Here is a 24,625-nt window from a genome sequence, read left to right as displayed (position 1 = left end):
GCCCGGGTTAATCGCCCGGGCTTTTTTATGAGATCATTTTTTACTACTGCTATTCTTTGTTTAATCTGCCTGTCGGGTTTTGGGCAATCCTTTAAAAACGAATTTGGTTTTAAAACCGAAAACGATGCTTATTTAGCTACCTTAAATGATCGGTACTATACCAACGGATTATTCCTTTATTTCCGCAGGGCGATAGATCCTGCTAAGTTTTCTGATCAAATAGAAAAGAAAACCTATGAAATTTCTGCTGGCCAGAAAATGTATACGCCTTATTGGGGACAAGTGGCTAAACGAGAAGATCAGGATAGACCTTTTGCTGGCTATTTATATGCTGGCGGTGCTTATTCGGTTTTTTACAAAAATGAAAGCGTGTTAAAAACCAGTATTGAAGTTGGTACTGTTGGTCCGAATTCTTTGGCACAGGATGCGCAGGAGTTTCTTCATAAAACAGTAGGTTTCTATACACCTGCCGGATGGGAATATCAAATTAAAAATGAGGTTGCTGTTAATCTGGCTGCAAATTATAGCAAACTACTACTTCGCTCGAGCGATCAGATAATCGATTTAAGCGGCCAAGGATATGTTAACTTAGGAACTACTTTTTCTGGTTTGGGTGCATCGGCATTATTTAGAGCTGGGAGGTTGAACCAGTTGTTTAACAGTGCTTACCATAATGCCGTAATTGGTGATTCAAGAACAGCCAGCCTTAATAAATCCGAGTTGTTCTTTTACGCGAAACCACAATTAAATGTAGTGGCTTACGATGCGACGATTCAGGGAAGTTTATTTAAAAATAATAGTCCCTTAACTTTCGACGTAAAACCAATTGTTTTTGAACAGCAGTTTGGTGTGAACTATAGTTCAAAAAGATTTACAGCAGATTTCAATATTATCTTCAAAACCAAAGAAGTGAAAAGTGTTGCAAAAGCACAGAATTATGGAGGATTGAGTTTATATTACCGTTTCGGAAGCTAAATTTCTCTAATAAAGAAGGGCGATCAGATCGCCCTTCTTTATTCCTTAATTTGACAGTTTAACTGCTTTTTCTGCCAGGTATTGATCTACATATCCCTTAACCGCAGCTTTTTTCTCTTGATCATCAACAAATTTATAAAGGGGAACCAAACCATCATCCGAGGCCCCAATAAACCGGGCTTTATCTTCTGTGGTAGAAGAAACCCAGTTGTTAAGGTTTAAAACCAGTCTGTTATTTATGGTTTCAGTTTTTAATTTACTGATATCGCCTCCGGTTGAACGATAATAGATCTGGGCTGAAGTATTATCATTTAAATCACGCAGTTTAGGTTCGTCCATATAACCAGTAGGCAAGCCAAATGTTCTTTTAATCGTATAACGTAACCCTTCCATAATAATAGCTTCTCTTCTATCGTTTTCAGGTGCTTCTGCCTGATAAACTACATCAAATTTTGAACCTATCCTTATATTCGTTAAAACATGTGTACCATATTTCTTAACGAGTTCCTGAGCACTTAACAATCCAATATCACTCTTAAAGCTGGCTGTTAGATAATTATTTACAGGTTGTTCATAGTACAACTTGTACCTTTTCCAAATCATGTAATAGGAATAGTACCCGTAAACATACTTTTTATTAGTGGCATCTTTTCCTGCGAATACCTTATCGATGGTGTTCCCAAAAAGACTTAAACCTTTTGTTTCCTTAAAGAATCCGGAAAATTTTTTCGATAGATCTACCGCATCTTCAGCCAGAATAGTTGTCCATGAACCTTCTGTAGTTCCGTTTACGAAAATACTGGAAGATCCACTGGCAGCATAAGTAGGAATATCAACGACATTCGCTCTTATAGAAGCCTGATCATTAAACTTATCTGTAACATCATATCCATATCCTAAAAAATTAAAGTTTTCAGATGATGGATACAAAGGTTGAGTATCCTGTGTTGCCCCCTTAACCGTAAAGGCGATATCTGGCGATAGTTTTTCTTCAGGAACAGGAGAAGGAATTTCTTCGGAGTCTTTCTTGCAGGAAGAAAGTGTGGCGATTACAGCCAACGTTAATAGAATTTTTTTCATTTGTGTTTTATTTGTGTGTCTTCAAAACTAACAAAAACACCAGGATATATGAGCGATAGAAGTAACAATATTGATGAATAATTTGAATAGAGATACCAAAAGCTATTAGCCAATCAAAAATCGGGCATCGATCTATTTTTCTTTCTTTCGGAAGTGTAAGCCTTATTTTTCAAGCGCTTTTCTATCACCCCCTTTGGAATTTTGGTTGGTTTTCTCTTTTTCTGTACGTGAAGAGACTTTTTAAGAAGTTCAAGCAGCTTTGCCACTGTTTTTTCTTTATTCAAGAGCTGACTTCTATCTTCTTGAGAGACAATATGCAGCAAGCCCTCGCTATCCAACCTGTTTTCAAGTTGGAATTTTAGTAACGTTTTCTCATCATCACTTAAATATTCGTTTGCTGATAAATCAAAGATCAATTCAACTTTACTGGAAACTTTATTTACATTTTGCCCACCTTTACCTCCACTTCTGGATGTTTTGAAAGTAACAGATCTTAAAATTTCTTCTCTTGTGGGTAACATATTGCAAAATTATAAAAGATAATCCATCTAAAAAAGCTAGTAACTAAACAGTCTTTTTTTACCTTTGTAGCCGAATGAAAAAGAACTTGGTTATAGCTATTGATGGCTATTCGTCGTGTGGAAAAAGCACCCTGGCAAAGGCGCTGGCTAAAAAATTAGGTTTTATTTATGTAGATAGCGGTGCGATGTATCGTGCTGTTACCTTATATTTTTTAAGGAACAATATAGATATAAGCAACGATGCCGCAGTTATTGATGCACTGCAACACATCGAATTAAATTTCCATTCGAGAGATTATGAATCGCATATTACGTTAAACGGCGAGGAAGTATCTGATGAGATTCGTTTGATGCCTGTTTCGCAAAATGTGAGCGAAGTATCTGCCCATAAAATTGTTCGCCATGAAATGGTTAAACAACAACAGCGAATGGGTAAATCAAAAAGCATTGTTATGGATGGCCGTGACATTGGAACCACTGTTTTTCCAAATTCACCACTAAAGTTTTTCATGACTGCCGATCCTAAAATCAGGGCTGAAAGAAGGTTTAAGGAGCTCGAAAGTAAAGGAAATAACCTAACGACTTTAGAAGAAGTTTTTGAAAATCTGGCCCATCGTGATTATGCTGACACAACCCGGAAGGAAAGTCCATTAGTGAGGGCTGATGATGCCATTATTTTAGACAATACGAATTTAACTCAGGAAGAACAGCTTAATTTTGCTATCGGAAAAGTTGAACCATTAATGGCAGGATAGCATTTTATATTTATCTGTTTATTTTAATTTCATACATTTAGTGGCAACAATTAAGCTACTATGAAATTAAAACACATCACCCTGTCCTTTCTTATTTCCGCTTGTTTTTCCATTACTGCTAATGCTCAAAAAGGCTGGATTAATCTTTTTAATGGAAAAGATTTGAAAGACTGGAATATCAAAATTGCCAAGCATAACTACAAAGAAAATTACGCCAATACTTTTCGCGTGGAAGAGGGCTTAATGAAAGTGAGCTATGATGGCTACCAGGAATTTGATCAGCAATACGGGCACATCTTTTATAAAAAGCCATTTTCTGCTTATCTATTACGGGTAACTTATCGTTTCGTAGGTAATCAGGCGAAAGGCGGCGAAGGTTGGGCAATCAGAAACAGTGGTGCCATGTTACACTGCCAGAATCCGGCTACGATGTTAAAAGATCAGGATTTTCCAATTTCGATTGAAGCCCAAATTCTCGGAGGAGATGGAGAGCATGTTCGCCATACCAGTAACGTGTGCACCCCCGGAACACTTATTAATTACCAGGATAAACTCTTCACTACACATTGCCTGGATTCTAAATCAAAAACTTATGCGGGTGACCAATGGGTAACTGCAGATTTCCTCGTTCTTGGTGATTCTGTAATCAAACATATCATCGACAATGAAGTGGTTTTAGAATATACCAAACCACAAATTGGTGGTGGCAATGTTACCAATTTTGATCCAAAAGTAAAGGTAGACGGCACACCACTGAAAGCTGGCTACATCTCGCTGCAAAGCGAAAGTCACCCGATAGAATTTAAAACAGTTAAGCTTTTTGACCTGGCTCCTTACACTAAAAATAAACAAAAGCTTAATCAGATTATAGATGGCTTGCTAAAAAACTCAAAATAAATCAATTGCTTTTGCTAGGCAGGTTAATCTACTATATTTCAGAATGATGCTCCACAACCCGTATTCGATAAGATACCTCACCATTTTATTTCTTCTATTTATTTCTGTTAATGCCTTTGGCCAAAAAGCCTACACGGTTGCAGAAATTCCAGATCCTAAAAAAAATGGTGGTGGCTGGGTGAGCGATCCCGATAAAATACTTTCATCTACTAATATTGAAGAGATAAATAGCGCTGTTTCTGATCTCGAACAAAAAACGAATGTTCAGGTTGCGGTAGTGATTGTGAAAGATTTTGACCACAATCAGGAAGACTTTGACTTCGCTTACGAGTTATTTAACACATGGGGAATTGGCCAAAAAACCAGCAACAACGGCCTATTACTTTTTATCGCGAAGGATAGAAGGAAATACCGGTTTATAACTGGCACAGGAACTGAAGGTGTTTTACCTGATGTTACACTCAAGCACATTGCTGAACAAAATTTGCTCCCCGCCTTCCGTCAAAATGATTTTGGCATTGGAATAGTCAATACCATTAACGCTATTGGAACAATTATCTTAAATCCTGAAAATAAATCAGAATTAAACCAGCGCTTTACCCAGCAAGAGAACGGCAGTAATGCATTGGAAAAAATCTGGCTGCCAGTTGGCATCATAATACTGGCCTTTTTGGGTGTTTTTAAATTGTTAAACAGACAGGCAAAACAATTACCCAAAGCGAATGCAAAAGTTAAAACTGAATATAATAAAGGCATAGTAACTGGATGTGTAGGCATTTTCTTTATTTTGGTGTTCATTTTTGTTTTTACCGGCGCTACCGGACTATTCCAAAAACTCGAAATCACCTCTATTCCATATATTCTGTTTGCAATTTTATCGATAGGCCTTCTTTTTAGGTATTTATACTATATTTCTGAATTGCGGAAAATTTACAACGATGATGAAAACTATTTTGAAGCCGTTAAGAAATTTCAGAGAAAGAATTTCTGGCTCCTTATATTTTCACCCATTATCTTAATTCCATTATTGCTCAGTCTTTTAAACCGCAAAAAACAGATCGATCGTTTCAAACCTATTCTTGATAGTAAAAATCGAAAGATGATCCGCGTTGATAGAGATGTTAATCTGGAAGGAAAGCCCTTTCTAAGTAAAGGACAGCGAAAAGAGGAGGTTTTGAAAACATACGATTACGATATCTGGCAAAGTGCTGATCAAAAAGAACATATCATTAAAGCTTGGCCTGCAGAGCATTATGACGAGTATACGGAATGTCCATCCTGCGGCTTCAGGGCCTATAAACTAAATAAACAAGTTACGACAAAATCGGCTACGTATACTCATGAAGGACAGGCAAAGATTATTAATGAGTGTAGCTTCTGCAAACAAACTGATTTTATCAGAACGATAACACTGGCCATGTTAGTCAAGTCTAGTTCATCATCAGGATCATCTTCATCAAGTGGCAGCTCTTCTTCGTCTTCTTCGAGTAGTTGGGGCGGCGGCAGAAGTAGTGGAGGTGGTACCGGGGGAAGTTGGTAAAGAAATACATTTCAATTCTTTTATATCGCTAATCAAAACTATTTTATAATTTTGGAACGCTTAGCACGATGTTTGTGCTGGGCATAATCGCAAAATCATTCTTTACAGATTTGCAGAATCCCAATATTATGACCAGAATTTTCTTCTTAGTTATTGCGCTTTTTATTTTTTCCAGTCAGCTAATGGCTCAGGATTTATACCGTGTAACTGCGGATAAATTGAGGGTTAGACAAACCAAAGATGCAAACAGTAAAGTAATTGCCAATATCATCCAAAATGAAAAGGTGACCGTTTTAGATGCCAGTGATGCTAAATTTTATAAGATCAAACTTCGCAATAAAGAAGGATGGGCGAGTAAAGATTTTCTGGAAAAAATCCCAGCTGCAACGTCAACCGCACCATCAAATGCAGCTCAACCAAATACAACTGCTACACCTTCTGAAGATGTGATCTATCGGGTAACAACTGATAACTTAAGGGTTAGGCAAAAGGCAGATCCAAAAAGTAAAGTAACTGGTTATCTACCTGAAAATGAAAATGTCGCCGTTATTGATTCGACAAATGCCAATTATTTTAAAATTAAAGTAACCAATGGTGAAGGTTGGGTAAGTAAAGAATTCTTAGTTAGAGTATCTCCTGTAAAGGCAGTGGTGAAGAAAAATGCAGTATCAGTAGAAGTACCCAAGATTGCAAAGGATTATTCCAATATCATCTTGTTTGTGATTGTAGCATTAGTTTTTGGAACCATCCTATTCTTTATTTTTAAATATTCTAATCAAAACAAAATCTTAATTGGTATCTCTGCAATAGTGGTATTGGTAGTCGTTTATTTTTGCTTTGTTACCTTTATTCAACCGAAAACTGTTTCCGGAACATTTGTAAGCGATAGCGATACGCAATATAAGACCTTCGAATTCAAAGCTAACGATTCTGTTGTCGTTAAAGATACTTACACTGACTCTACCTTCACGGCAAAATATGTAATCGAAGGCGATATGATTAAACTTTACGATCAGCAAAATATGATTATGCTGTTAATCAGAGATGAGCAAACGCTCGTTGGTGAAGGCTTTACAAGAGGAACTTTTACAAAAAAATAGCGTTTTTAGGCTTTGTATATTTGGTCGTATGAAAGTGTTATTAGAAATTTCAGATCATAAAGCTTCTTAGTTAATGAAATTTTAATAGCAGAAATAAAAGAAGCTGTTGAAGAATTAAATTGATAAAGTAAGGTAAATTGAAGAGAATATCAGCAAGGGAAATGCTGGATGATTTATGATATTCTTTCCAAATCGCTACCTCCAGCTTTCAGCTAACTGTAATATTTCTTTTTTGAAGCTACATCTTAATTTATGCAAACAGTGCTTATCTTGATTCGTACTTATCCGGTCCCAATACCTGTTTCCTATTCCGCTCTTTCATTTCTCTATTCCTATCCCATATTTACCGCTTTGAGCGTCTAATCTTGATATTATATACTAAATACTTAATACTATTTTACTAATCAACTTAAAATCAGCAACATTTATTAAAAATATCTTTTCTATTAATTAAAAAATTTTTACCTTTGCAGTCCCTAAATAGGGAAAAAAGGAGATAATTAATTAATGGCTAAAAAACAAGTAGCAGAAAAAGAATTAGCAGCTAAAACAGCTGAACTTCAGGGAGAAGGCGGACGCCTGACTGAAAAAGAAACGATTGAATCAGAAGCTGATTCAGTTTCGATCGAATCGATCAAATCATCATTAGCTACACCAACGGAAGATTTCGATTGGGATGCAGATGAAAAAGTTTTCGGTAATTACAATGATGCAGACCGTAAAAAGTTTGAAGATATGTATGCTGGAACATTCAATCAGATCACTAAAGGTGAAATCATTAGCGGTATCGTTGTTTCTATTAACAACAAAGACGTAGTATTAAACGTAGGTTTTAAATCAGACGGTTTAGTATCTACTTCAGAATTCCGTGATACACCAGATCTTAAAATCGGCGATTCAGTTGACGTTTTCGTTGAAGCACCAGAAGATGCTAACGGTCAATTGATCCTTTCTCGCAAAAGAGCAAAAACCCAAAGATCATGGGAAGCAATTAATGAGGCGCTTGAAAATGATAGAATCATCAATGGTTTCGTTAAGAGCCGTACTAAAGGTGGTTTAATCGTTGATATCATGGGCGTTGAAGCTTTCTTACCAGGATCTCAAATTGATATCAAACCTATCCGCGATTACGATGTATACGTGGGTAAAACAATGGAATTCAAAGTTGTTAAAATTAACCATGAGTTTAAAAACGTAGTCGTTTCTCATAAAGTGTTAATCGAAGACGATTTAGAAAGCCAAAAAGTAGAGATCGTTTCTAAATTAGAAAAAGGTCAGGTATTAGAAGGTACTGTTAAAAATATTACTGATTTCGGTGTATTCATCGATTTAGGTGGTGTTGATGGTTTACTTCACATTACTGATATTTCTTGGGGCCGCATAGAGCATCCGAAAGAAGTATTGTCATTAGATGAAAAAATCAACGTTGTTGTTTTAGATTTCGATGATGAGAAAAAACGTATCGCTTTAGGTTTAAAACAATTAACGCCACACCCTTGGGAAAATCTAGATGCTAACTTAGCTGTTGGTTCTAAAGTAAAAGGAAAAATCGTAACTGTTGCAGATTACGGTGCTTTCTTAGAAATCATCCCAGGTGTTGAAGGTTTAATCCACGTTTCTGAAATGAGCTGGTCACAAAACTTAAGAAATCCACAAGAATTCTTAAAAGTTGGTGATGAGATCGAAGCTGAAGTTTTAACTTTAGATAGAGACGACCGCAAAATGAGCTTAGGTATTAAACAATTATCTAACGATCCATGGCAAGAAGTTGCTGCTAAATTCCCAGTTGGAAGCAAGCACCAGGCAACGGTTAAAAACATGACTAACTTCGGTGTTTTTGTTGAAATCGAAGAAGGTATTGATGGTTTAATCCACATCTCTGATTTATCTTGGTCTAAAAAAGTAAACCACCCTAATGAATTCACTAAAGTTGGTGACGTATTAGATGTAGTTGTTTTAGAGTTAGATGTTGATAACCGCAAATTAAGCCTAGGTCACAAACAATTAGAAGAAAATCCTTGGGATACTTTTGAAACGATCTTCACTTTAGATTCGGTTCACCAGGGTACTGTTGTTAAAGTAACTGATAAAGGTGCTGTTATTGCTTTACCATATGGTGTAGAAGGTTTCGTACCAACTAAACACATGGTTAAAGAAGATGGAACTTCAGTAAAAGCTGAAGAAACTAACGACTTCAAAATCATCGAGTTTAACAAAGAAGCTAAACGCATCGTTGTTTCTCACGCCCGTATTTGGGAAGAAGTTAAAGCTGAAGTTCTTGCAGAAGAGCGTGCTACTAAGAAAAAAGAAGCTAAAGCATCTGTCACAGCAGTGAAAAAAGTTAAAGATTCTGTAGAGAAATCTACTTTAGGAGATTTAGACGTATTGGCTCAATTGAAATCGCAATTAGAAGGCGAAGAAAGCAAAGCTAAAAAAGGCTAGTTCTTTTTAACTGAATATATTAATCCCGATAGCGAAAGTTATCGGGATTTTTTTGTGGTTATTTTTTGCTACGGAAACACGGAATGCATTGATTTCCTTAATGAACCCGTCATTGCACTAAAGAACAGTCTACTCCTACTTCTCAGGGAAGCAATCTCAATTCTTAACCATATAAGAAATGTAAGATTATTTAAGATTGAAATGAACGAGCTTATATTTTCTCCAATACCTTATATAATAAATCATAATTAGAAAACGAAAGCAAGCGCTTATCGGTAACTCCCGCCCCGCTATACTTTCTGCCGTGAAAAACGGCATTCATACTATCGGGTTTATGTAACATAAGCAGTTCGTTCTAGCAAACCTTTTCCTTTCATCCGCCTATAATTCTTACTTTTGAACTCATCTATTTTTGCTATGAAGAAATATATCGTTTTTAAATTTTTGATTTTAACCGTTCTATCGTCATCTGCTCAGGAAGTAAATCTCATCCCGCTTCCGGTTAAGCTGGATATAAAATCAAAGGTCGCTCCCTTCACTATCGATAAAAACACGCATTTCCTAGCACCGGATTCTTTAATCAATAGCATCTCCTTTTTTACTGATTACCTTTCAAAATATTATGGAATTGTAATGAGCAGAGATAGTACATTCAATAAAAAAAGTAACGTAATCAAACTGGAAATAAACGCAGTTAGAACTACAAATCCAGATCGATATGAAATTTCTTCAGATGACAAACAAATTTTGATTACCTCTTCATCAGCTAAAGGCATTTTTTACGGCATTCAAACACTCATTCAACTCTTACCTTATTCAAACAAAGCATTTCCTGTACAAATCCCGGCAGTATCGATTGTTGATTATCCCCGTTTCGATTACCGAGGCATGCACCTGGATGTCAGCCGTCATTTTTTCGATGTGGCTTTTGTAAAGCAGTACATTGACTATTTAGCGCTTCATAAAATGAATTATTTCCACTGGCATTTAACTGATGATCATGGCTGGAGAATAGAAATTAAAAAGTACCCGAAGCTTACGGAGATTGGTGCCTGGCGTGATGGAAGTATTGTTGGCCTATGGCCTGGAAAAGGCAACGAAAACATCAAATATCAGGTATTACCAACAGAAGTAAAAATTACGCCGAATGGTGCTATGATCAAGACTGATGGAATTCGCCATGGTGGTTTTTACACACAAGAACAGATTAAAGATGTGGTTGATTATGCTGCTAAACGCTACATCACCATCATTCCTGAAATTGAAATGCCTGCACATAGCATGGCTTTACTGGCAGCTTACCCTGAATTGGGCACCGAGCCCAATAAAAAATACGAAGTTGCACAAACCTGGGGAATGATGAATAAATACAACAATGTGTTGCAGGCTTCTGATACGACCTTCAAATTCCTGGAAAATGTATTAACTGAGGTAATGGAATTATTTCCGTCGCAATACATTCACATTGGTGGTGATGAGGCCTCAAAAGTTTGGTGGAAACAATCTGCGGTTTCTCAACAGATGATGAAAATAAACGGTTTAAAAACTGAAAGTGAATTACAAAGTTACTTCATCCGCAGGATGGAAAAGTTTATCAGCAGTAAAGGTAAAACGATGATTGGCTGGAATGAAATTATACAAGGAGGCCTCGCACCAAATGCCATAGTAATGAGTTGGCAGGGTGAAAAAGGAGGCATTGATGCGGCCAGGTTACAGCATAAAGCCATTATGACACCAGAAATGAAATTATATTTTAACCACGCTCAGTTTGTAAAAGAAGACAGTTTGGTAGCTAATAAACTTTCGCCATTAATTGAGGTATATAACTATGAACCCATTCCTATGCAATTAACACCAACCGAAGCCAAATATATCTGGGGTGCGCAAGGTTGTCTTTGGAGTGAATACGTCACCAATCCAGCCAAAGTTCAATACCAGCTTTTCCCGAGATTGGATGCACTGAGTGAAGTTTTATGGAGCCCCAAAGAGAAACGAAATTATCCTGATTTTCAAAAGCGATTAAAAACTCAATTTAAAAGATATGATTTAATGGGCATTACGTACTCAAAAAGATACCTGGAGAATTAGTGAACCAGTTGATGTGCAACTTTTAACTGATAGGCACCTGGCGTAGTACCCATAATTTTTTTAAAAGTTCTGATGAAATAATTTGCATCGTTAAAACCAAGTTCGTAACCTATTGAAGCTACCTTCGCCCCCGGTTGCAACAATAGAACTTTTGCTTTGTTCATCTTCTCCGCCAGGATAAAATCATTCGGACTAATCCCCAATTCCCGCTTAAATAAACGATAAAAAGTTGCTTTACTCATACAGGCCTTCTCACTCAGGCTATTGATACTAATCTTCTCATTCAGATTTGATTTAATATAATTTAATACAAAGGCCAGTGGATTTTGCGAAGTGTTATAGGTTTCCTCCGTTATCATTTTCAGATTCTGCGTTTGCATTATCCTCACCAATAATTCTTTCAATGTTAAATCTGCCAGCACATCCTTTTCCAGAGATCTTTCAGCACAAATCCTAATCATTTTATTAATCAAAAAAGCAATCTCTTCATTATTATGAAAGTGATATTCTTCATAATTAAGCAACCATTTTTCATTGCTTCCCTCCTTCGGGAAAAATTCGTTCAGGTAAGCGATGGTTTTCCTGATTTCTTCCTGATCAATTGCTAAAGCAATACATTGAGTTGGATTATGATCTGTTGCTTCCGGAAAATCAATCTTCATGGTAACCGATGGCGGAACAATAACCGTTTGGCCAGGAAAATAGTCGAATCCTTTTTTCTCGAATAAATGCATCACCTTTTTTCCCCGCAACATGCTGGTAATTACAAAATCATTAAATATTAAAGGAACTTTATAAGATTCTTTGTAGGTTTCAAACACACTTAATTCGCAATGTGATAATGTGTAGGCAGTTCTATTTTCTACAAGCGTTTGCAGGCTTTCTTTTTTACTTAAGCCAACCTGATTTAGTAAATGTGGCATAATGTTACAATTTGGTTAGCGCAATTCGATTAATCAAATATAACAGTATTTCAGTAAGGTAACATACTGTGCAACTATAATGCTATACATTGACTCAATTATACTATCTCTCTCAAGCACTTTCCATTAGGTTTGCATTAACCAAATCTTTATTCGCTAAAAATCATGATGAGCCGTTCGATCTAAATTCGATTTAGTAAAATGCTTTTGTGTTTTTATCATTTAAAAAATCAATAATAATTATGGAAAATTTAATTGAGAAACCAACATTCAAATCCCATTACGATAATTATATTGGGGGGAAATTCGTAGCACCAGTTAAAGGTGCTTACTTTGATAACATCTCTCCGATTGACGGAAAAGTTTTTACCAAAGCCGCTCATTCTACAAAAGAAGATTTGGAGCTCGCTGTAAATGCAGCACATGAGGCTTTCAAAACATGGAGTAAAACTTCATCAACAGAGCGGAGCATCATTCTGAATAAAATTGCTCAACGTATGGAAGATAATTTAGAATATCTTGCCACCGTAGAAACCATTGATAACGGTAAGGCCGTTCGCGAAACCTTAGCAGCAGATTTACCTTTAGGCATTGACCATTTCAGGTATTTTGCAGGGGTAATCCGGGCAGAAGAAGGCTCCCTTTCTGAGCTGGATGCCAACACCGTTTCGCTAATTGTACACGAACCAATTGGCGTAGTGGCACAAATTATTCCGTGGAACTTCCCACTATTAATGGGCATCTGGAAACTTGCACCAGCACTTGCCGCCGGAAACTGTGTGGTATTGAAACCTGCAGAGAGTACACCCATTTCCATTATGGTTTTAATGGAATTAATTGGCGATTTATTACCTCCAGGTGTAATCAATGTGGTGAACGGTTTTGGAGCAGAACTTGGCCGGGCATTGGTAACTAATCCCAAAGTAGCTAAAGCGGCCTTCACAGGTTCTACCCCTACCGGAAGATTGGTAATGCAATATGCCACTGAAAATATTATACCCGTTACTTTAGAATTGGGTGGAAAATCGCCGAATGTTTTCTTTAGCTCAGTGATGGATGAGGATGATGCTTTCTTAGATAAAGCGGTAGAGGGTGCGGTGATGTTTGCATTAAATCAGGGTGAAATCTGTACCTGTCCATCGCGTTTATTGATCCAGGAAGATATCTATGAAAAATTTATTGCCAAGGTGATTGAGCGGACCGAATCTATTAAAATCGGTAGTCCGTTGGATAGAACGGTAATGATGGGTGCCCAGGCATCGAAAATTCAGTTCGAAAAGATTGCGCAATACATTAAATTAGGAAAAGAAGAAGGTGCCGAAGTATTAACAGGCGGCGAAGTAAACGAACTACCAGGTGAGCTTGGCAGTGGATATTATATCAAGCCTACTATTTTCAAAGGGCATAATAAAATGAGAATTTTCCAGGAAGAAATTTTTGGTCCGGTGCTGGCCGTAACCACTTTCAAAACGGTAGAAGAGGCGATTGAGATCGCAAATGATACGCTTTATGGTTTGGGTGCGGGCGTATGGACTAGAGATGCACATGAACTTTATCAAGTGCCGAGGGCTATCCAAGCCGGTCGTGTTTGGGTAAATCAATATCACTCTTATCCTGCAGGTGCGCCATTTGGTGGTTATAAACAATCGGGCGTTGGAAGGGAAAATCATAAAATGATGCTCGGCCATTATCGCCAAACGAAAAACATGTTGATCTCGTACGATAAAAATAAATTAGGATTCTTTTAATTAGCTGAAAGAACAAAAACAGCGATCGACTCGTTGATCTATTGAGTGTGCCGCAGTTAAATAAGCTTGACTGCGGTTTTTTCAAATCCTAAAGTATAATTTATGATCAGCAGAATTGACAGCACCACAGCGGCGAATGAATTAATTGCCATCCTCAAAGAGAAACATGGCGAACTGATGTTTTACCAGGCCGGTGGCTGTTGTGAAGGTACGCAACCGCAGTGTTTTGAAAAAGGAGGCTATTATTTAAGGATGCGGGATGTTTGCCTGGGCGAAGTGGAAGGCTGTGAATTTTGGGTAGACAGAGATCTTTTTGAATACTGGAAATTCTCGCACTTTACGCTGGATGTTTTGGATGGTTTCGGCGTAGGCGGGTTTTCTTTGGAAACACCTTTACAAAAAACCTTTAAGATACATTATCGCCTCTTTACTGAAGCGGAGCTGCAAAATCTTGTGCCTGTAAAAACGGCAGATTAGGTTTAATATTATTAATTTAAGGTCAGTTCGGAGCAATCCGGCTGACTTTTTCATTTTATAGCAATTGGTGTTAAAAATAAATACAATCTTTACATCAAATTTAAATGATGAGAAAAGTTTTTGCCGTAATTTCTACACTAATTACCCTGTTCGTTTTAAAAGAAACCATTAATGTATTTTTTACTGATGAGGCCGATATTATTAAACAACGTGGAATTTTTATTGTCATCTGGCTAAGCATCTTTATTCCATTTACCATTTTAACAATTTGGTTATGGGCACCGAGAAACAGCAATAAAAATATAGAAAATAAATAGCATCTTTCACCTCATTAAAGGTGAAAGATATCAAATGCATAAATCTATTTTGTAATGGTAATCAGTACACGCGAACTGAAATAGGTATTGTAACCGTAAAGTGAAACATACCATGTTCCAGCGTCTGGATTACTAAAAATACAGGTTTCATCTGAACGGTTTTCCAAGATCCCACTGCAATCGGCTGTCCATTTATAAGCAGGTTGATAAGTTGGTGGCTTTGGCCCTACCACAACTGGCGCAGCACCTTTCCTAACAAATAAATCTGCGGTATTGCGATAAGCGACAGTACTTTCTGTAGTTTTTACTGTCATACTCCTAACTCCTGCCGGAACACTGAATGAGAAGGTTTTAAGTTCATAATCAGTACCAGAAACCACCTGATCTACCAAAGTGGTGGTAGAATTGCCTGTACCGGGATTCGTTCCACCGCCTGAACCGCCAGTGGCACCACCGTTAACCGGATTACCAACTGTTACATTATTAACCGAGACCTGAGGTGTATTATTTTGAACCGTAACCTTGAAAGTATTGGCTATGCTTTTGTTGGTTAGAGATGATTTGGGAAAATTGCCCGAATAACTTGTGGTGGTAATCGTCCATGCAGATCCAACCAAATTATATCTTTTTTTCTTAAATGAATAAGGCACACTTGATGGAAATTCCATTTGCAAAGCCGTTGTAGATACACTTTTTCCATTAATAACAATTTCTTCTATATTGTTAAAATTGGAAGCCGTTTTATCAAGTTCTTCGGCTAATGCCCTAATGCCGAGCATTTCTTCAAATGCTTCTTTCAAAGCTGCTTGTGCGTCATCTATTTTTTTACAAGAAGAGATGATGAATAAATTGAATACTAAAAAGGCTAAGAGCGAGATTTTAGAAAGTTTGCTGGTCATAATCTTTGATTTTATAACAAAACTATCGCGCTCGCAAGGCTTAATCAATACCCTTTACCGGGTATTTACACCAGCTGATGAAAGACGAATAGCGAATCAGCTATCACCAATATAAAATCTTACTTTTCAACATAGAAGGAAGCATCCGGCAACTTTGGTCTATAGATCAATTCCACACCAAGCAATTAATAATGAAAATCGGATCTACCGATCGGTTCCATGTCATACCGGTCGAAAAACAAAAAATAAAATTTTAAATGTTGTAACAGAATAATTTAGCAGAGAAACCATAAAACAATTTAGCCTTGGCTTCCCAACCTTAAAACATTTTTATATATTTGCCCAATCCTTCTTCAATGCAAAAGAAAACACTTCTTGACGGACAAAAAATTCAAATAACAATTAAGAGGCTTTGCCATCAGTTAATTGAAAACCACGACGATTTCGCGAATACGGTTTTAATTGGCATCCAGCCAAGGGGAATCTTTTTGGCAGATCGAATTCAACATGAACTTCAGATCATCTTAAAGAATAAAAAAATCCTGAAAGGAAATCTCGACATCACTTTTTTCAGAGATGACTTCCGCCGGAAAGACGGCCTGGTAACCGCCAGTAGCAACTCAATCGATTTTATTATCGAAGGTAAAAAAGTGATCCTGATTGATGATGTACTCTGGACAGGCAGAACCATCCGTGCAGCACTTGATGCCTTATTGGCTTACGGCCGACCAGCAAAAGTAGAATTACTCGTATTAATTGACCGTAGGTTTAGCAGACATTTACCAATTGAGCCAGATTATATCGGCCACAAGGTAGATAGTTTAAACTCACAGCAGGTAAAAGTAACCTGGGCGAGCGAAGGCGCAGAAGACAAGGTAATTTTATTATCTGAACCACCTTTACCAAAATAAGCATAAATACCTACAGAGGGTATTTTGGCCTGGAAGCGCTATCTGACAATTAATAACATTATAATACACAGATAAAAACTAATATAGAAAATGGCAGCAGACAAACTATCAACCCGACATCTTTTAGGCATTAAAGATATTAACCGGAATGATATCGAATTGATTTTCGAAACTGCAGACAATTTTAAGGAAGTAATTAACAGGCCGATTAAAAAGGTTCCTTCTCTTCGAGACATTACCATCGCCAATATTTTCTTTGAAAACTCTACCCGGACGAAGCTTTCATTTGAACTTGCTGAAAAAAGACTTTCGGCCGATGTGGTTAATTTTGCCGCATCTTCCTCCTCCGTAAGTAAAGGCGAAACATTGATTGATACCGTAAACAACATCCTTTCAATGAAAGTTGATATGGTAGTCATGCGGCATCCTTATGCTGGCGCTGGTCAGTTTTTAAGCAAACACGTAAAGGCACAAATTGTAAATGCCGGAGATGGTGCACATGAGCATCCTACGCAAGCTTTGCTTGATGCCTTCTCCATCCGCCAGAAATTAGGTGATGTAACTGGTAAGAAAGTGCTTATCGTAGGCGATATTCTGCACTCCAGGGTAGCCATCTCCAACATCCTTTGCTTACAGCGTTTAGGTGCCGAAGTTATGGTTTGCGGTCCGACGACATTAATTCCAAAACATATACACCAACTGGGTGTGAAAGTAGAGCACAACCTGATTAAAGCATTGAACTGGTGCGATGTTGCCAATATGCTCCGCATCCAACTGGAGCGTCAGGACATTAAATATTTCCCATCGCTCAGAGAATATGCCATGATGTATGGCTTAAACAAGCAGATTCTAGATAACCTTGATAAGGAAATCATCGTCCTGCACCCGGGGCCAATCAATCGAGGGGTAGAGATTACCAGCGATGTTGCTGATAGCAAACAATCTATCATCCTCGAACAAGTTGAAAATGGCGTAGCGGTAAGAATGGCTGTACTTTATTTACTGGCAAGCCAGGGTTAAAGCTGGAGTCCAGAGTCTAAAGTCATAAGTCTAAAGTTTTGAACTACTGAATCAATCACGACTAAATTTTCCTAATTTACAACAATCGTATCCAGTCTGATACCAAACCAAAAAACGCATCGTTTAATTGTGTTATTAACAGATGTTAATTACTTATGTTGATAAACGCGATTACAATTTCTAATTTCGTAGCGACCATATTTGAAATCAATGCAATTTTTATGAATTCAGCTACTGCTGAAATACCAGAATATTTGTATTGACAATGAAAAAAGATATAGAATAATGAAGAAAAAATACTTACTAATTCCGCTACTTTTAGCAGGAAGTTTTAGCACGTATGCGCAAGTTAGTGCGGTGCAGAACCTCAATAGAAACTATCAGACCGGCTTAGAATTATTAGACAAAGAGAAGTATACCGCAGCAGCGCATCAGTTTAAATTGGTAGAGCAGTTGCGATACAAATCATCCACCCAAACTGAAAGTAACGCCGAATTATCCCTTTTAAAAGAAAATGCAAAGTTCTATGCTGCAGTTTGTGCGCTCGAATTAACCAATAGTGATGCCGAAAGTTTATTTCAGGCTTTTATTCGTGATTATCCTTTAAACCCGAATACCAAACTGGCTTATTTTTATGTTGGAAAAACTTATTTCGGTCAGAAGAATTATAAAAAAGCATTAGAGTGGTTTGAGAAAACAGATCCTTCTACCCTTTCCGCCAAACAACGTAATGAATATCAGTTTAAACAAGGTTATTCTTACTTCGAGCTTAAAGATTATGAAAAAGCAGAGCCTTTATTTGAGCAAGTAAAAAAAGATGAAGGCGATTTCCAGGAAAGTGCTACTTATTATTTTGCCTATATCAACTACCTGAATAAGGAGTACAAAACGGCACTTGCTAACTTCGAAAAGCTAAAGGGCTCTCCTACTTATGAAGCGAGCTATCCATACTACATCACTTCGATGTATTACTTAGATGAGCGTTATGATGATGTGATCAGCTATGCGCTGGAATCTATTCAGAAAACAAAGCAACAGTTCGAGCCAGAAATGTTAAGTTTGGTTGCCGCTTCCTATTTCGCAAAATCTGACTTTAAAAATGCAGAAAAATACTTCGCTGAATTCTATTCTAAAGATAAAAGCGAAACGAAAAATAACCTATTCATTTACCAATATGGTTATTCGCTTTTTCAAAATAAAAAATACAAGGAATCTGTAGCCGTATTAGAGAAGTTAAACTCAGATGATGTTTATCTTCAAAACGGGATGCATACATTGGGGAAAGCATTTATCCAGCTTGGGAACAAACAAAAAGCACAAAGTGCCTTTTTCAGGGCTTCCCGCTTAGATTTTGACAAAGGAATTCAGGAAGAGGCTTGGTTGAGTTATGCTAAACTGAGTTACGAATTAGATTTCCACCAACAAGCTTTAGAGGCTACACAAGGTTTCTTAAAAGCTTTCCCGAAATCGCGCAAAATAAACGAAGCTAAAACGTTATTAGGAGAGGTTTTATTAACTACTAAAAACTATCAGGCCGCGGTAGATATCTTAGAACCTATTCCTGATAAAACGTTGGAAGCAAAAGAGGCTTATCAAAAAGTAACTTACTTCCGTGGTTTAGAATTTTATAATGAGCGGGCATTTCCGAATGCTTTATCTATGTTCCTTCGTTCGGATAAATATCCTGAAGATAATGAGATTTATGCGCTGAACACATACTGGAAAGCAGAATCCATGTATGAGTTACGCAAGTTTGGTGAAGCCGTAACTACATTCGAGAAATTCCTTAAACTGCCTGGTGCTGACAAAACTGGTGTTTATAACTTCGCAAATTATGCCTTGGCTTATGCTGCTTTCGAAGATGAAAAGTACAGCAAGGCCGCTAATTATTTCGAGAAGTTTTTAGCCGGAAGTGATAAAGATCAAAAAACAATTGATGATGCGACTATCCGTTTAGCCGATTCATATTTTGTGAATAAGAGCTACGGTCAGGCAATGACAAATTACAACAAAATCATCAGCAGACACACGTCTTCAGAAGATTATGCAACCTTCCAGAAAGGAATGATCCAGGGATTGGAAACGCAGTATGATGCAAAAATTGCAACCATGCAAAGCTTGTTATCACAGTTTCCAAACTCAAACTATGCTGATGATGCTGGTTTCGAAACGGCATATACCTATTTTAACAAAGGTGATTTTGATAAATCCAAATCGGATTTAGTGGCCTTGGTTGCAAAATATCCACGAAGCAGTTATGTACCAAAAGCTTTGGTTACGATCGGTTTGGTTCAATATAACCAGGATCAGGATGATGCGGCTTTGGAATCGTTCAAAAAAGTGGTAACCGAATACCCTGCAGTAGATGAATCCAAACAAGCGATGGAATCTATCAAGAATATCTATATAGACCGTGGTGATGCTAATGGATTTATCGCCTATGCAAACACCACACCGCTTGGAAATTATTCTAACACGGAGCAAGACAACATTATCTTTGCAGCGGCAAATAACCTTTACCTAAAGGGTGATGCTAACGGTGCTTTTCAGGCCGTAAATGCCTACTTTGATAAATTCCCGAAAGCTATTCATCAGAAAGAGGCGAAATTTATCAGGGCAGAATCTTTAGTAAAAATGAATCGTCCGGATGAAGCGATTGCTGATTATGAATTTATTTTAAATGACTGGACAAGCGATTATACTGAACGTTCTTTAGTGAGCATTTCTCAACTGTTCCTGAACCAGAAAAAATACAACGAAGCGATTGTTTATTTGAAGCGTTTGGAAACCACTACTGATTATAAATCGCACTATGGTTTTGCCATCAACAATTTGTTAAAGGCTTACACTGCCCTGAACATGCCCGATGACATGATTAAATATGCGCAGTTGACTAAAGAATCAGAAAAAGCTTCGGAAGAGGAAAAAAATAGTTCTGGTTTATTTTCTGGTAAAGCTTATCTATTAAAAGGCGATACCACTACTGCTGTAAAAGAATTCAAAAATGTGGTGGCTAAAACCAAAACAATTGCCGCAGCAGAAGCGAAATACAACCTTGCGCTGGTAGAATATAACAAAGGCGATTACAAAACATCTTCGAAAACCTGTTTCGACCTGGTTAACAACATGGCTTCTTATGATTATTGGGTAGCAAAAGCGTTTATCCTCTTATCTGATAACTATGTTGCATTGAAAGATAACTTACAGGCGAAAAGTACGCTGTTAAGTATCATTGATAATTATGAAGGCAAAGATGATATCATCCCTACCGCCAAAGAAAAACTAGAAAAACTAAACCAGAAGAAGTAGTATGATGAAGTCGATTAAATATATATATAGTTCACTATTTTTTTTAGCTGCTGGTTTAATGACTGCTCAGGCGCAGGAGAAAAAGGCAGAAGAGAAAGCAGTAGTTAATGAGGAAATTGAAGTGGTTCGCCCCTACAAACCCATCCTTGCAGAAGCAGTAAAGTTGAGAAGAAGTCCGAATTTGGATGATGTTAAAATTTACAAAGCAAAACTTAATTACAGCATTACAGATAGAAAGCTGGAATTGAATAGCGATATCCAAAAACTACAGGCACAAGCAGTAGCCGATGAAAAGGAAAGTATCCTGATTAATAATTATGTAAAAGGTGGCGTAGGTAACCTGGCTACTATTTTTGGTGAAGCTTATTTCAACAATGGAAAAGATGAGGGTTTGCAGTTTGGTGGATATTTCAGGCACTTTAGTCAGGAAGGAAAACTAAATAAGCAAAACAGTAGCGACCAGCAATTAAGTGTTTTTGGCCGCAGCATCTTAGACCAGCACACCGTAAGTGGCCGTATTAATGTTCAACGTCATGGCACAAACTTTTACGGAATTGATACCGACAGACCAACATTTAATACAGATCCACAAAAACAAGCATTAACTTTCGTTGAACTGGAAGGTGAATTGGTGAAAAACTTCACCGAAGATCCGGATGCATTGAGTTATGCCCTGAAAGCCAATGGTTACATCTGGTCGGATAAGTTTGAGGCAAAAGAGAACTATTTAACCCTAAATGGTTACTTAAATAAAAGAATCAGTTCTTTTAACTTAGGTTTGGCAGCATCTACGGAATTCGGAAATACTAAAGATGCGCTGACCAGTGTTGGTAATAACTTACTTCGTTTAAATCCATACATCCGCTTGCAGGTTAAAGGTGCAAAAGTAACTGCTGGTGTAAACTTCGTTCAGGAATTTGGCGCTTTCAGCAGCACCAGAATTTTCCCTGCAGTAACTGCCGACTTCACATTGATTCCTGATTATTTACAAGTTTTTGGAGAAGTTAAAGGGGATGTAAACCGTAATTCATTAAGAGGTTTCACAGAAGAAAACCCATGGTTAAATAGCAATATCCTGATTAAAAACACGGTTGAAAAATTGAGTTTCAGTGCTGGTATTAAAGGTACTGGTGGTCCGGGTTTTGGTTATAAAGCAAGGGTTTATGTTAAGCAATTTGATGACATGCCTTTGTTTATTAATAACTTTGATAACCTGAATAAATTTGATGTGATCTACGATTTCGGTAAAACAAAATTGACTGGTATTGAGGGAGAACTTTCCGTACAAGTGAGTGATGCATTGAAATGGACAGGTAAATTAAATCTAGATGACTGGAAACCAGCGCAGGAAACTTACTCTTGGTTTAAACCAGGTTTAAAAGTTAGCTCTAACTTCGTTTACACCTACAACAAGAAATTAAGTTTCAATGCAGCAGTTGTGATTCAGGATGATGTTAAAGCAAAAGTAAACGTTCAAACTCCAGTTAATCCATTGCAATATTTGGTGCCTAATACCGGAATCGAAAGGATTGAAACCGTTAAAGGTTTTGTTGATTTAGGTATTGGTGCAGATTATAGAATCAATAACAAGTTCTCTGTTTTTGCAAAAGCGAATAACCTATTAAATAGTAAATACAACAGGTTTTTATATTACCAGGTAAACGGATTAAATGTGTTTGGCGGATTGACTTATTCGTTTTAAATAACATTAGAATTTATCAAAAAGAGGCGGTATCATTACGATATCGCCTCTTTTTTGTTAGCCCCTGGCTTGTATTTGAAAGCGTTCTGCGTAGCTGGGAAAGGTGCCGTTTTTTCCTGCTGCGCTGGCTTTCCTCGGCTGCCGCCGAAGGGCTCTTACTTTTTTGCTTGATCAAAAAAGTAACAAAAAAATCAAGGCTTGGATCTGATGTCGGATTAGCGCGTCGAAATTTAAATGGCGGTATCGCAAGGGCTCGATTCGTTTTTAATAAAGGATTTATCTTAAGAGCCGTTCGTGCTACCTTGGGTTGTAGGGAACTTTGAATGGAGATGTAAAAATTTCAACGGCTTCTCCTTCCATCATCTCCCAGGCCGGAAAGCAGGATGGCAATAGCATGTGGTAATAGCAGGGTATCAATCGCTGGAGTGTGAACCGTCCTACGGCATAATGCAAATTTGGTCCCGCAGATCTAAATGATTACCGCAGATTTTGACCGCTCGATTCTGCGTAAATGTTCTTAATCTGCGGGAAACTATTTAAGCGAGCAGGGTGGCGATCGCTAGGCTGCGATTGCAATTCCCCTCCATTGGAGGGGTGCCCGCAGGGCGGGGTGGTTTTTGAACTGGCTGTTTTTCCTCTGCGCTGGCTTGCCTCGGCTGGCCGCCGAAGGGCTCTTACTTTTTTGCTTGATCAAAAAAGTAACAAAAAAATCAAGGCTTGGATCTGATGTCGGATTAGCGCGTCGAAATTTTGATGCCGGTAGCACAAGGGCTCGATGTTTTTTTAATAAAGGATTTATCTTAAGAGCCGTTCGCGCTACCTTGGGTTGGAGGTATTTGAACGTTGGTGCAAAAATTTCAACGGCTTCTCCTTCCATCATCTCCCAGGCCGGAGAGCAGGATGGCAATAGCATGTGGTCATAGCAGGGTATCAATCGCTGGGGTTGAACCTTCTTCCAGCATAATGCAAAGTTAGTCCCGCAGATCTAAATGATCACCGCAGATTTTTACCCCTCGCTTCAGCGTAAATCTTTTTAATCTGAGGGAAAATTATTTAAGCGAGCAGGGTGGTGATAGCTAGGCTGCGATTGCAATTCCCCTCCATTGGAGGGGTGCCCGCAGGGCGGGGTGGTTTTTGAACTGGCTGTTTTTCCTCTGCGCTGGCTTGCCTCGGCTGGCCACCGAAGGGCTCTCTTCTTTTTCTTGACAAAAAGAAGCAAAACTCAAGGCTTGGATCTGATGTTGGATTAGCGCGTCGAAATTTTGATGGCGGTAGCACAAGGGCTCGATTCTTTTTATTAAAAGATTTATCTTAAGAGCCGTTCGCGCTACCTTGAGTTGGAGGTATTTGAACGTTGGTGCAAAAATTTCAACGGCTTCTCCTTCCATCATCTCCTAGGCCGGATAGCAGGGTGGCAATAGCATGTGGTCATAGCAGGGTATCAATCGCTGGGGTGTGAACCTTCTTCCAGCACAATGCAAATGCAAAGTTAGTCCCGCAAATCTAAATGATCACTGCAGATTTTTACCACCATGCTTCTGCGTAAATCTTTTTAATCTGCGGGAAAATTATTTAAGCGAGCAGGGTGGCGATCGTTAGGGTGTGAACCTTCTTCCAGCATAATGCAAAAGTTGCTCCCGCAGATCTAAATGATTACCGCAGATTTTTACCACTCGATTCTGCGTAAATCTTTTTAATCTGCGGGAAAATTATTTAAGCGAGCAGAAGGTCGATCGCTGGGGTGTGAACATTCTTCCAACATAATGCAAAAGTTAGTCCCGCAAATCTAAATGATTACCGCAGATTTTTACCATCGTGATTATGCGTAAATCTTTTTAATCTGCGGGAAAATTATTTAAGCGAGCAGAAGGTCGATCGCTGGGGTGTGAACATTCTTCCAACATAATGCAAAAGTTAGTCC

20 protein-coding genes are annotated in these 24,625 nt (G+C 37.9%); 14 read left to right on the top strand and 6 right to left on the bottom strand.

Annotated elements, in window-relative coordinates; genetic code table 11:
* Positions 1–27 precede the first annotated feature (27 nt).
* Positions 28–975, top strand: coding sequence for a lipid A deacylase LpxR family protein (locus tag SOM16_RS17120; RefSeq protein ID WP_320465219.1), 948 nt, complete (start codon positions 28–30; stop codon positions 973–975).
* A gap of 45 nt (positions 976–1,020) precedes the next feature.
* Here the strand turns inward: SOM16_RS17120 and SOM16_RS17115 are convergent, their stop codons facing one another.
* Together SOM16_RS17115 and arfB are read right to left on the bottom strand one after the other, a co-directional pair.
* Entirely contained in the window at positions 1,021–2,055 is a 1,035-nt protein-coding gene (locus SOM16_RS17115; protein WP_320465218.1) for an MAC/perforin domain-containing protein, read from the bottom strand.
* Positions 2,056–2,168: 113 nt separating this feature from the next.
* On the bottom strand, positions 2,169–2,576 hold the full coding sequence (arfB, locus tag SOM16_RS17110; RefSeq protein ID WP_320465217.1) for an alternative ribosome rescue aminoacyl-tRNA hydrolase ArfB: 408 nt from the start codon (positions 2,574–2,576) through the stop codon (positions 2,169–2,171).
* 74 nt (positions 2,577–2,650) lie between these two features.
* Here arfB and cmk point away from each other — a divergent pair, with 74 nt between their 5' ends.
* The 6 genes from cmk (at position 2,651) to SOM16_RS17080 (ending at position 11,398) form a co-directional block, all read left to right on the top strand.
* Entirely contained in the window at positions 2,651–3,331 is a 681-nt protein-coding gene (cmk, locus tag SOM16_RS17105; RefSeq protein ID WP_320465216.1) for a (d)CMP kinase, read from the top strand.
* Positions 3,332–3,391: 60 nt separating this feature from the next.
* Entirely contained in the window at positions 3,392–4,228 is an 837-nt protein-coding gene (locus tag SOM16_RS17100) for a DUF1080 domain-containing protein (RefSeq protein ID WP_320465215.1), read from the top strand.
* Between the two features lie 43 nt (positions 4,229–4,271).
* Positions 4,272–5,768, top strand: a complete 1,497-nt coding sequence (locus SOM16_RS17095; RefSeq protein ID WP_320465214.1) for a TPM domain-containing protein — start codon at positions 4,272–4,274, stop codon at positions 5,766–5,768.
* Between the two features lie 128 nt (positions 5,769–5,896).
* Complete coding sequence (locus SOM16_RS17090; RefSeq protein WP_320465213.1) at positions 5,897–6,868, top strand: SH3 domain-containing protein; 972 nt, start codon at positions 5,897–5,899, stop codon at positions 6,866–6,868.
* A gap of 507 nt (positions 6,869–7,375) precedes the next feature.
* Complete coding sequence (gene rpsA, locus SOM16_RS17085; protein WP_320465212.1) at positions 7,376–9,310, top strand: 30S ribosomal protein S1; 1,935 nt, start codon at positions 7,376–7,378, stop codon at positions 9,308–9,310.
* A 417-nt stretch (positions 9,311–9,727) separates the two neighbouring features.
* Entirely contained in the window at positions 9,728–11,398 is a 1,671-nt protein-coding gene (locus SOM16_RS17080) for a beta-N-acetylhexosaminidase (RefSeq protein WP_320465211.1), read from the top strand.
* On the opposite strand, the gene SOM16_RS17075 is transcribed toward SOM16_RS17080, so the two are convergent.
* Positions 11,395–12,321, bottom strand: a complete 927-nt coding sequence (locus SOM16_RS17075; protein ID WP_320465210.1) for an AraC family transcriptional regulator — start codon at positions 12,319–12,321, stop codon at positions 11,395–11,397. The two genes, SOM16_RS17080 and SOM16_RS17075, sit on opposite strands and share 4 nt — an antisense overlap.
* A gap of 242 nt (positions 12,322–12,563) precedes the next feature.
* Here SOM16_RS17075 and SOM16_RS17070 point away from each other — a divergent pair, with 242 nt between their 5' ends.
* The 3 genes from SOM16_RS17070 to SOM16_RS17060 all read left to right on the top strand — a co-directional run bounded on the left by SOM16_RS17070 (position 12,564) and on the right by SOM16_RS17060 (position 14,863).
* Positions 12,564–14,069, top strand: coding sequence for an aldehyde dehydrogenase family protein (locus tag SOM16_RS17070; RefSeq protein WP_320465209.1), 1,506 nt, complete (start codon positions 12,564–12,566; stop codon positions 14,067–14,069).
* Positions 14,070–14,171: 102 nt separating this feature from the next.
* A complete protein-coding gene (locus SOM16_RS17065) occupies positions 14,172–14,546 on the top strand; it encodes a DUF779 domain-containing protein (protein WP_320465208.1) in 375 nt (124 codons plus the stop codon).
* 104 nt (positions 14,547–14,650) lie between these two features.
* Entirely contained in the window at positions 14,651–14,863 is a 213-nt protein-coding gene (locus SOM16_RS17060) for a hypothetical protein (RefSeq protein ID WP_320465207.1), read from the top strand.
* Positions 14,864–14,907: 44 nt separating this feature from the next.
* Here the strand turns inward: SOM16_RS17060 and SOM16_RS17055 are convergent, their stop codons facing one another.
* Positions 14,908–15,762 (bottom strand): PPC domain-containing protein, encoded by an 855-nt coding sequence (locus SOM16_RS17055; protein WP_320465206.1) that lies wholly within the window; start codon positions 15,760–15,762, stop codon positions 14,908–14,910.
* Positions 15,763–16,118: 356 nt separating this feature from the next.
* On the opposite strand from SOM16_RS17055, the gene pyrR reads away from it, so the two are divergent.
* The 4 genes from pyrR to SOM16_RS17035 all read left to right on the top strand — a co-directional run bounded on the left by pyrR (position 16,119) and on the right by SOM16_RS17035 (position 22,704).
* A complete protein-coding gene (pyrR, locus tag SOM16_RS17050) occupies positions 16,119–16,673 on the top strand; it encodes a bifunctional pyr operon transcriptional regulator/uracil phosphoribosyltransferase PyrR (RefSeq protein ID WP_320465205.1) in 555 nt (184 codons plus the stop codon).
* 90 nt (positions 16,674–16,763) lie between these two features.
* On the top strand, positions 16,764–17,693 hold the full coding sequence (locus tag SOM16_RS17045; protein ID WP_320465204.1) for an aspartate carbamoyltransferase catalytic subunit: 930 nt from the start codon (positions 16,764–16,766) through the stop codon (positions 17,691–17,693).
* Between the two features lie 285 nt (positions 17,694–17,978).
* Positions 17,979–21,002 carry a tetratricopeptide repeat protein gene (locus tag SOM16_RS17040; protein WP_320465203.1) on the top strand — a complete coding sequence of 1,008 codons (3,024 nt, stop codon included), beginning with the start codon at positions 17,979–17,981 and terminating at the stop codon, positions 21,000–21,002.
* A gap of 1 nt (position 21,003) precedes the next feature.
* Positions 21,004–22,704, top strand: a complete 1,701-nt coding sequence (locus tag SOM16_RS17035) for a hypothetical protein (RefSeq protein WP_320465202.1) — start codon at positions 21,004–21,006, stop codon at positions 22,702–22,704.
* Positions 22,705–23,263: 559 nt separating this feature from the next.
* Here SOM16_RS17035 and SOM16_RS17030 read toward each other — a convergent pair.
* Positions 23,264–23,584, bottom strand: coding sequence for a hypothetical protein (locus SOM16_RS17030; RefSeq protein ID WP_320465201.1), 321 nt, complete (start codon positions 23,582–23,584; stop codon positions 23,264–23,266).
* Between the two features lie 196 nt (positions 23,585–23,780).
* Positions 23,781–24,095 (bottom strand): hypothetical protein, encoded by a 315-nt coding sequence (locus SOM16_RS17025; protein ID WP_320465200.1) that lies wholly within the window; start codon positions 24,093–24,095, stop codon positions 23,781–23,783.
* Positions 24,096–24,625 lie beyond the last annotated feature (530 nt).

The sequence above is a fragment of the Pedobacter sp. CFBP9032 genome (genome assembly GCF_034045265.1).
Taxonomy (GTDB): Bacteria; Bacteroidota; Bacteroidia; order Sphingobacteriales; family Sphingobacteriaceae; genus Pedobacter.
This window is presented reverse-complemented; position numbering and strand designations above follow the sequence as displayed.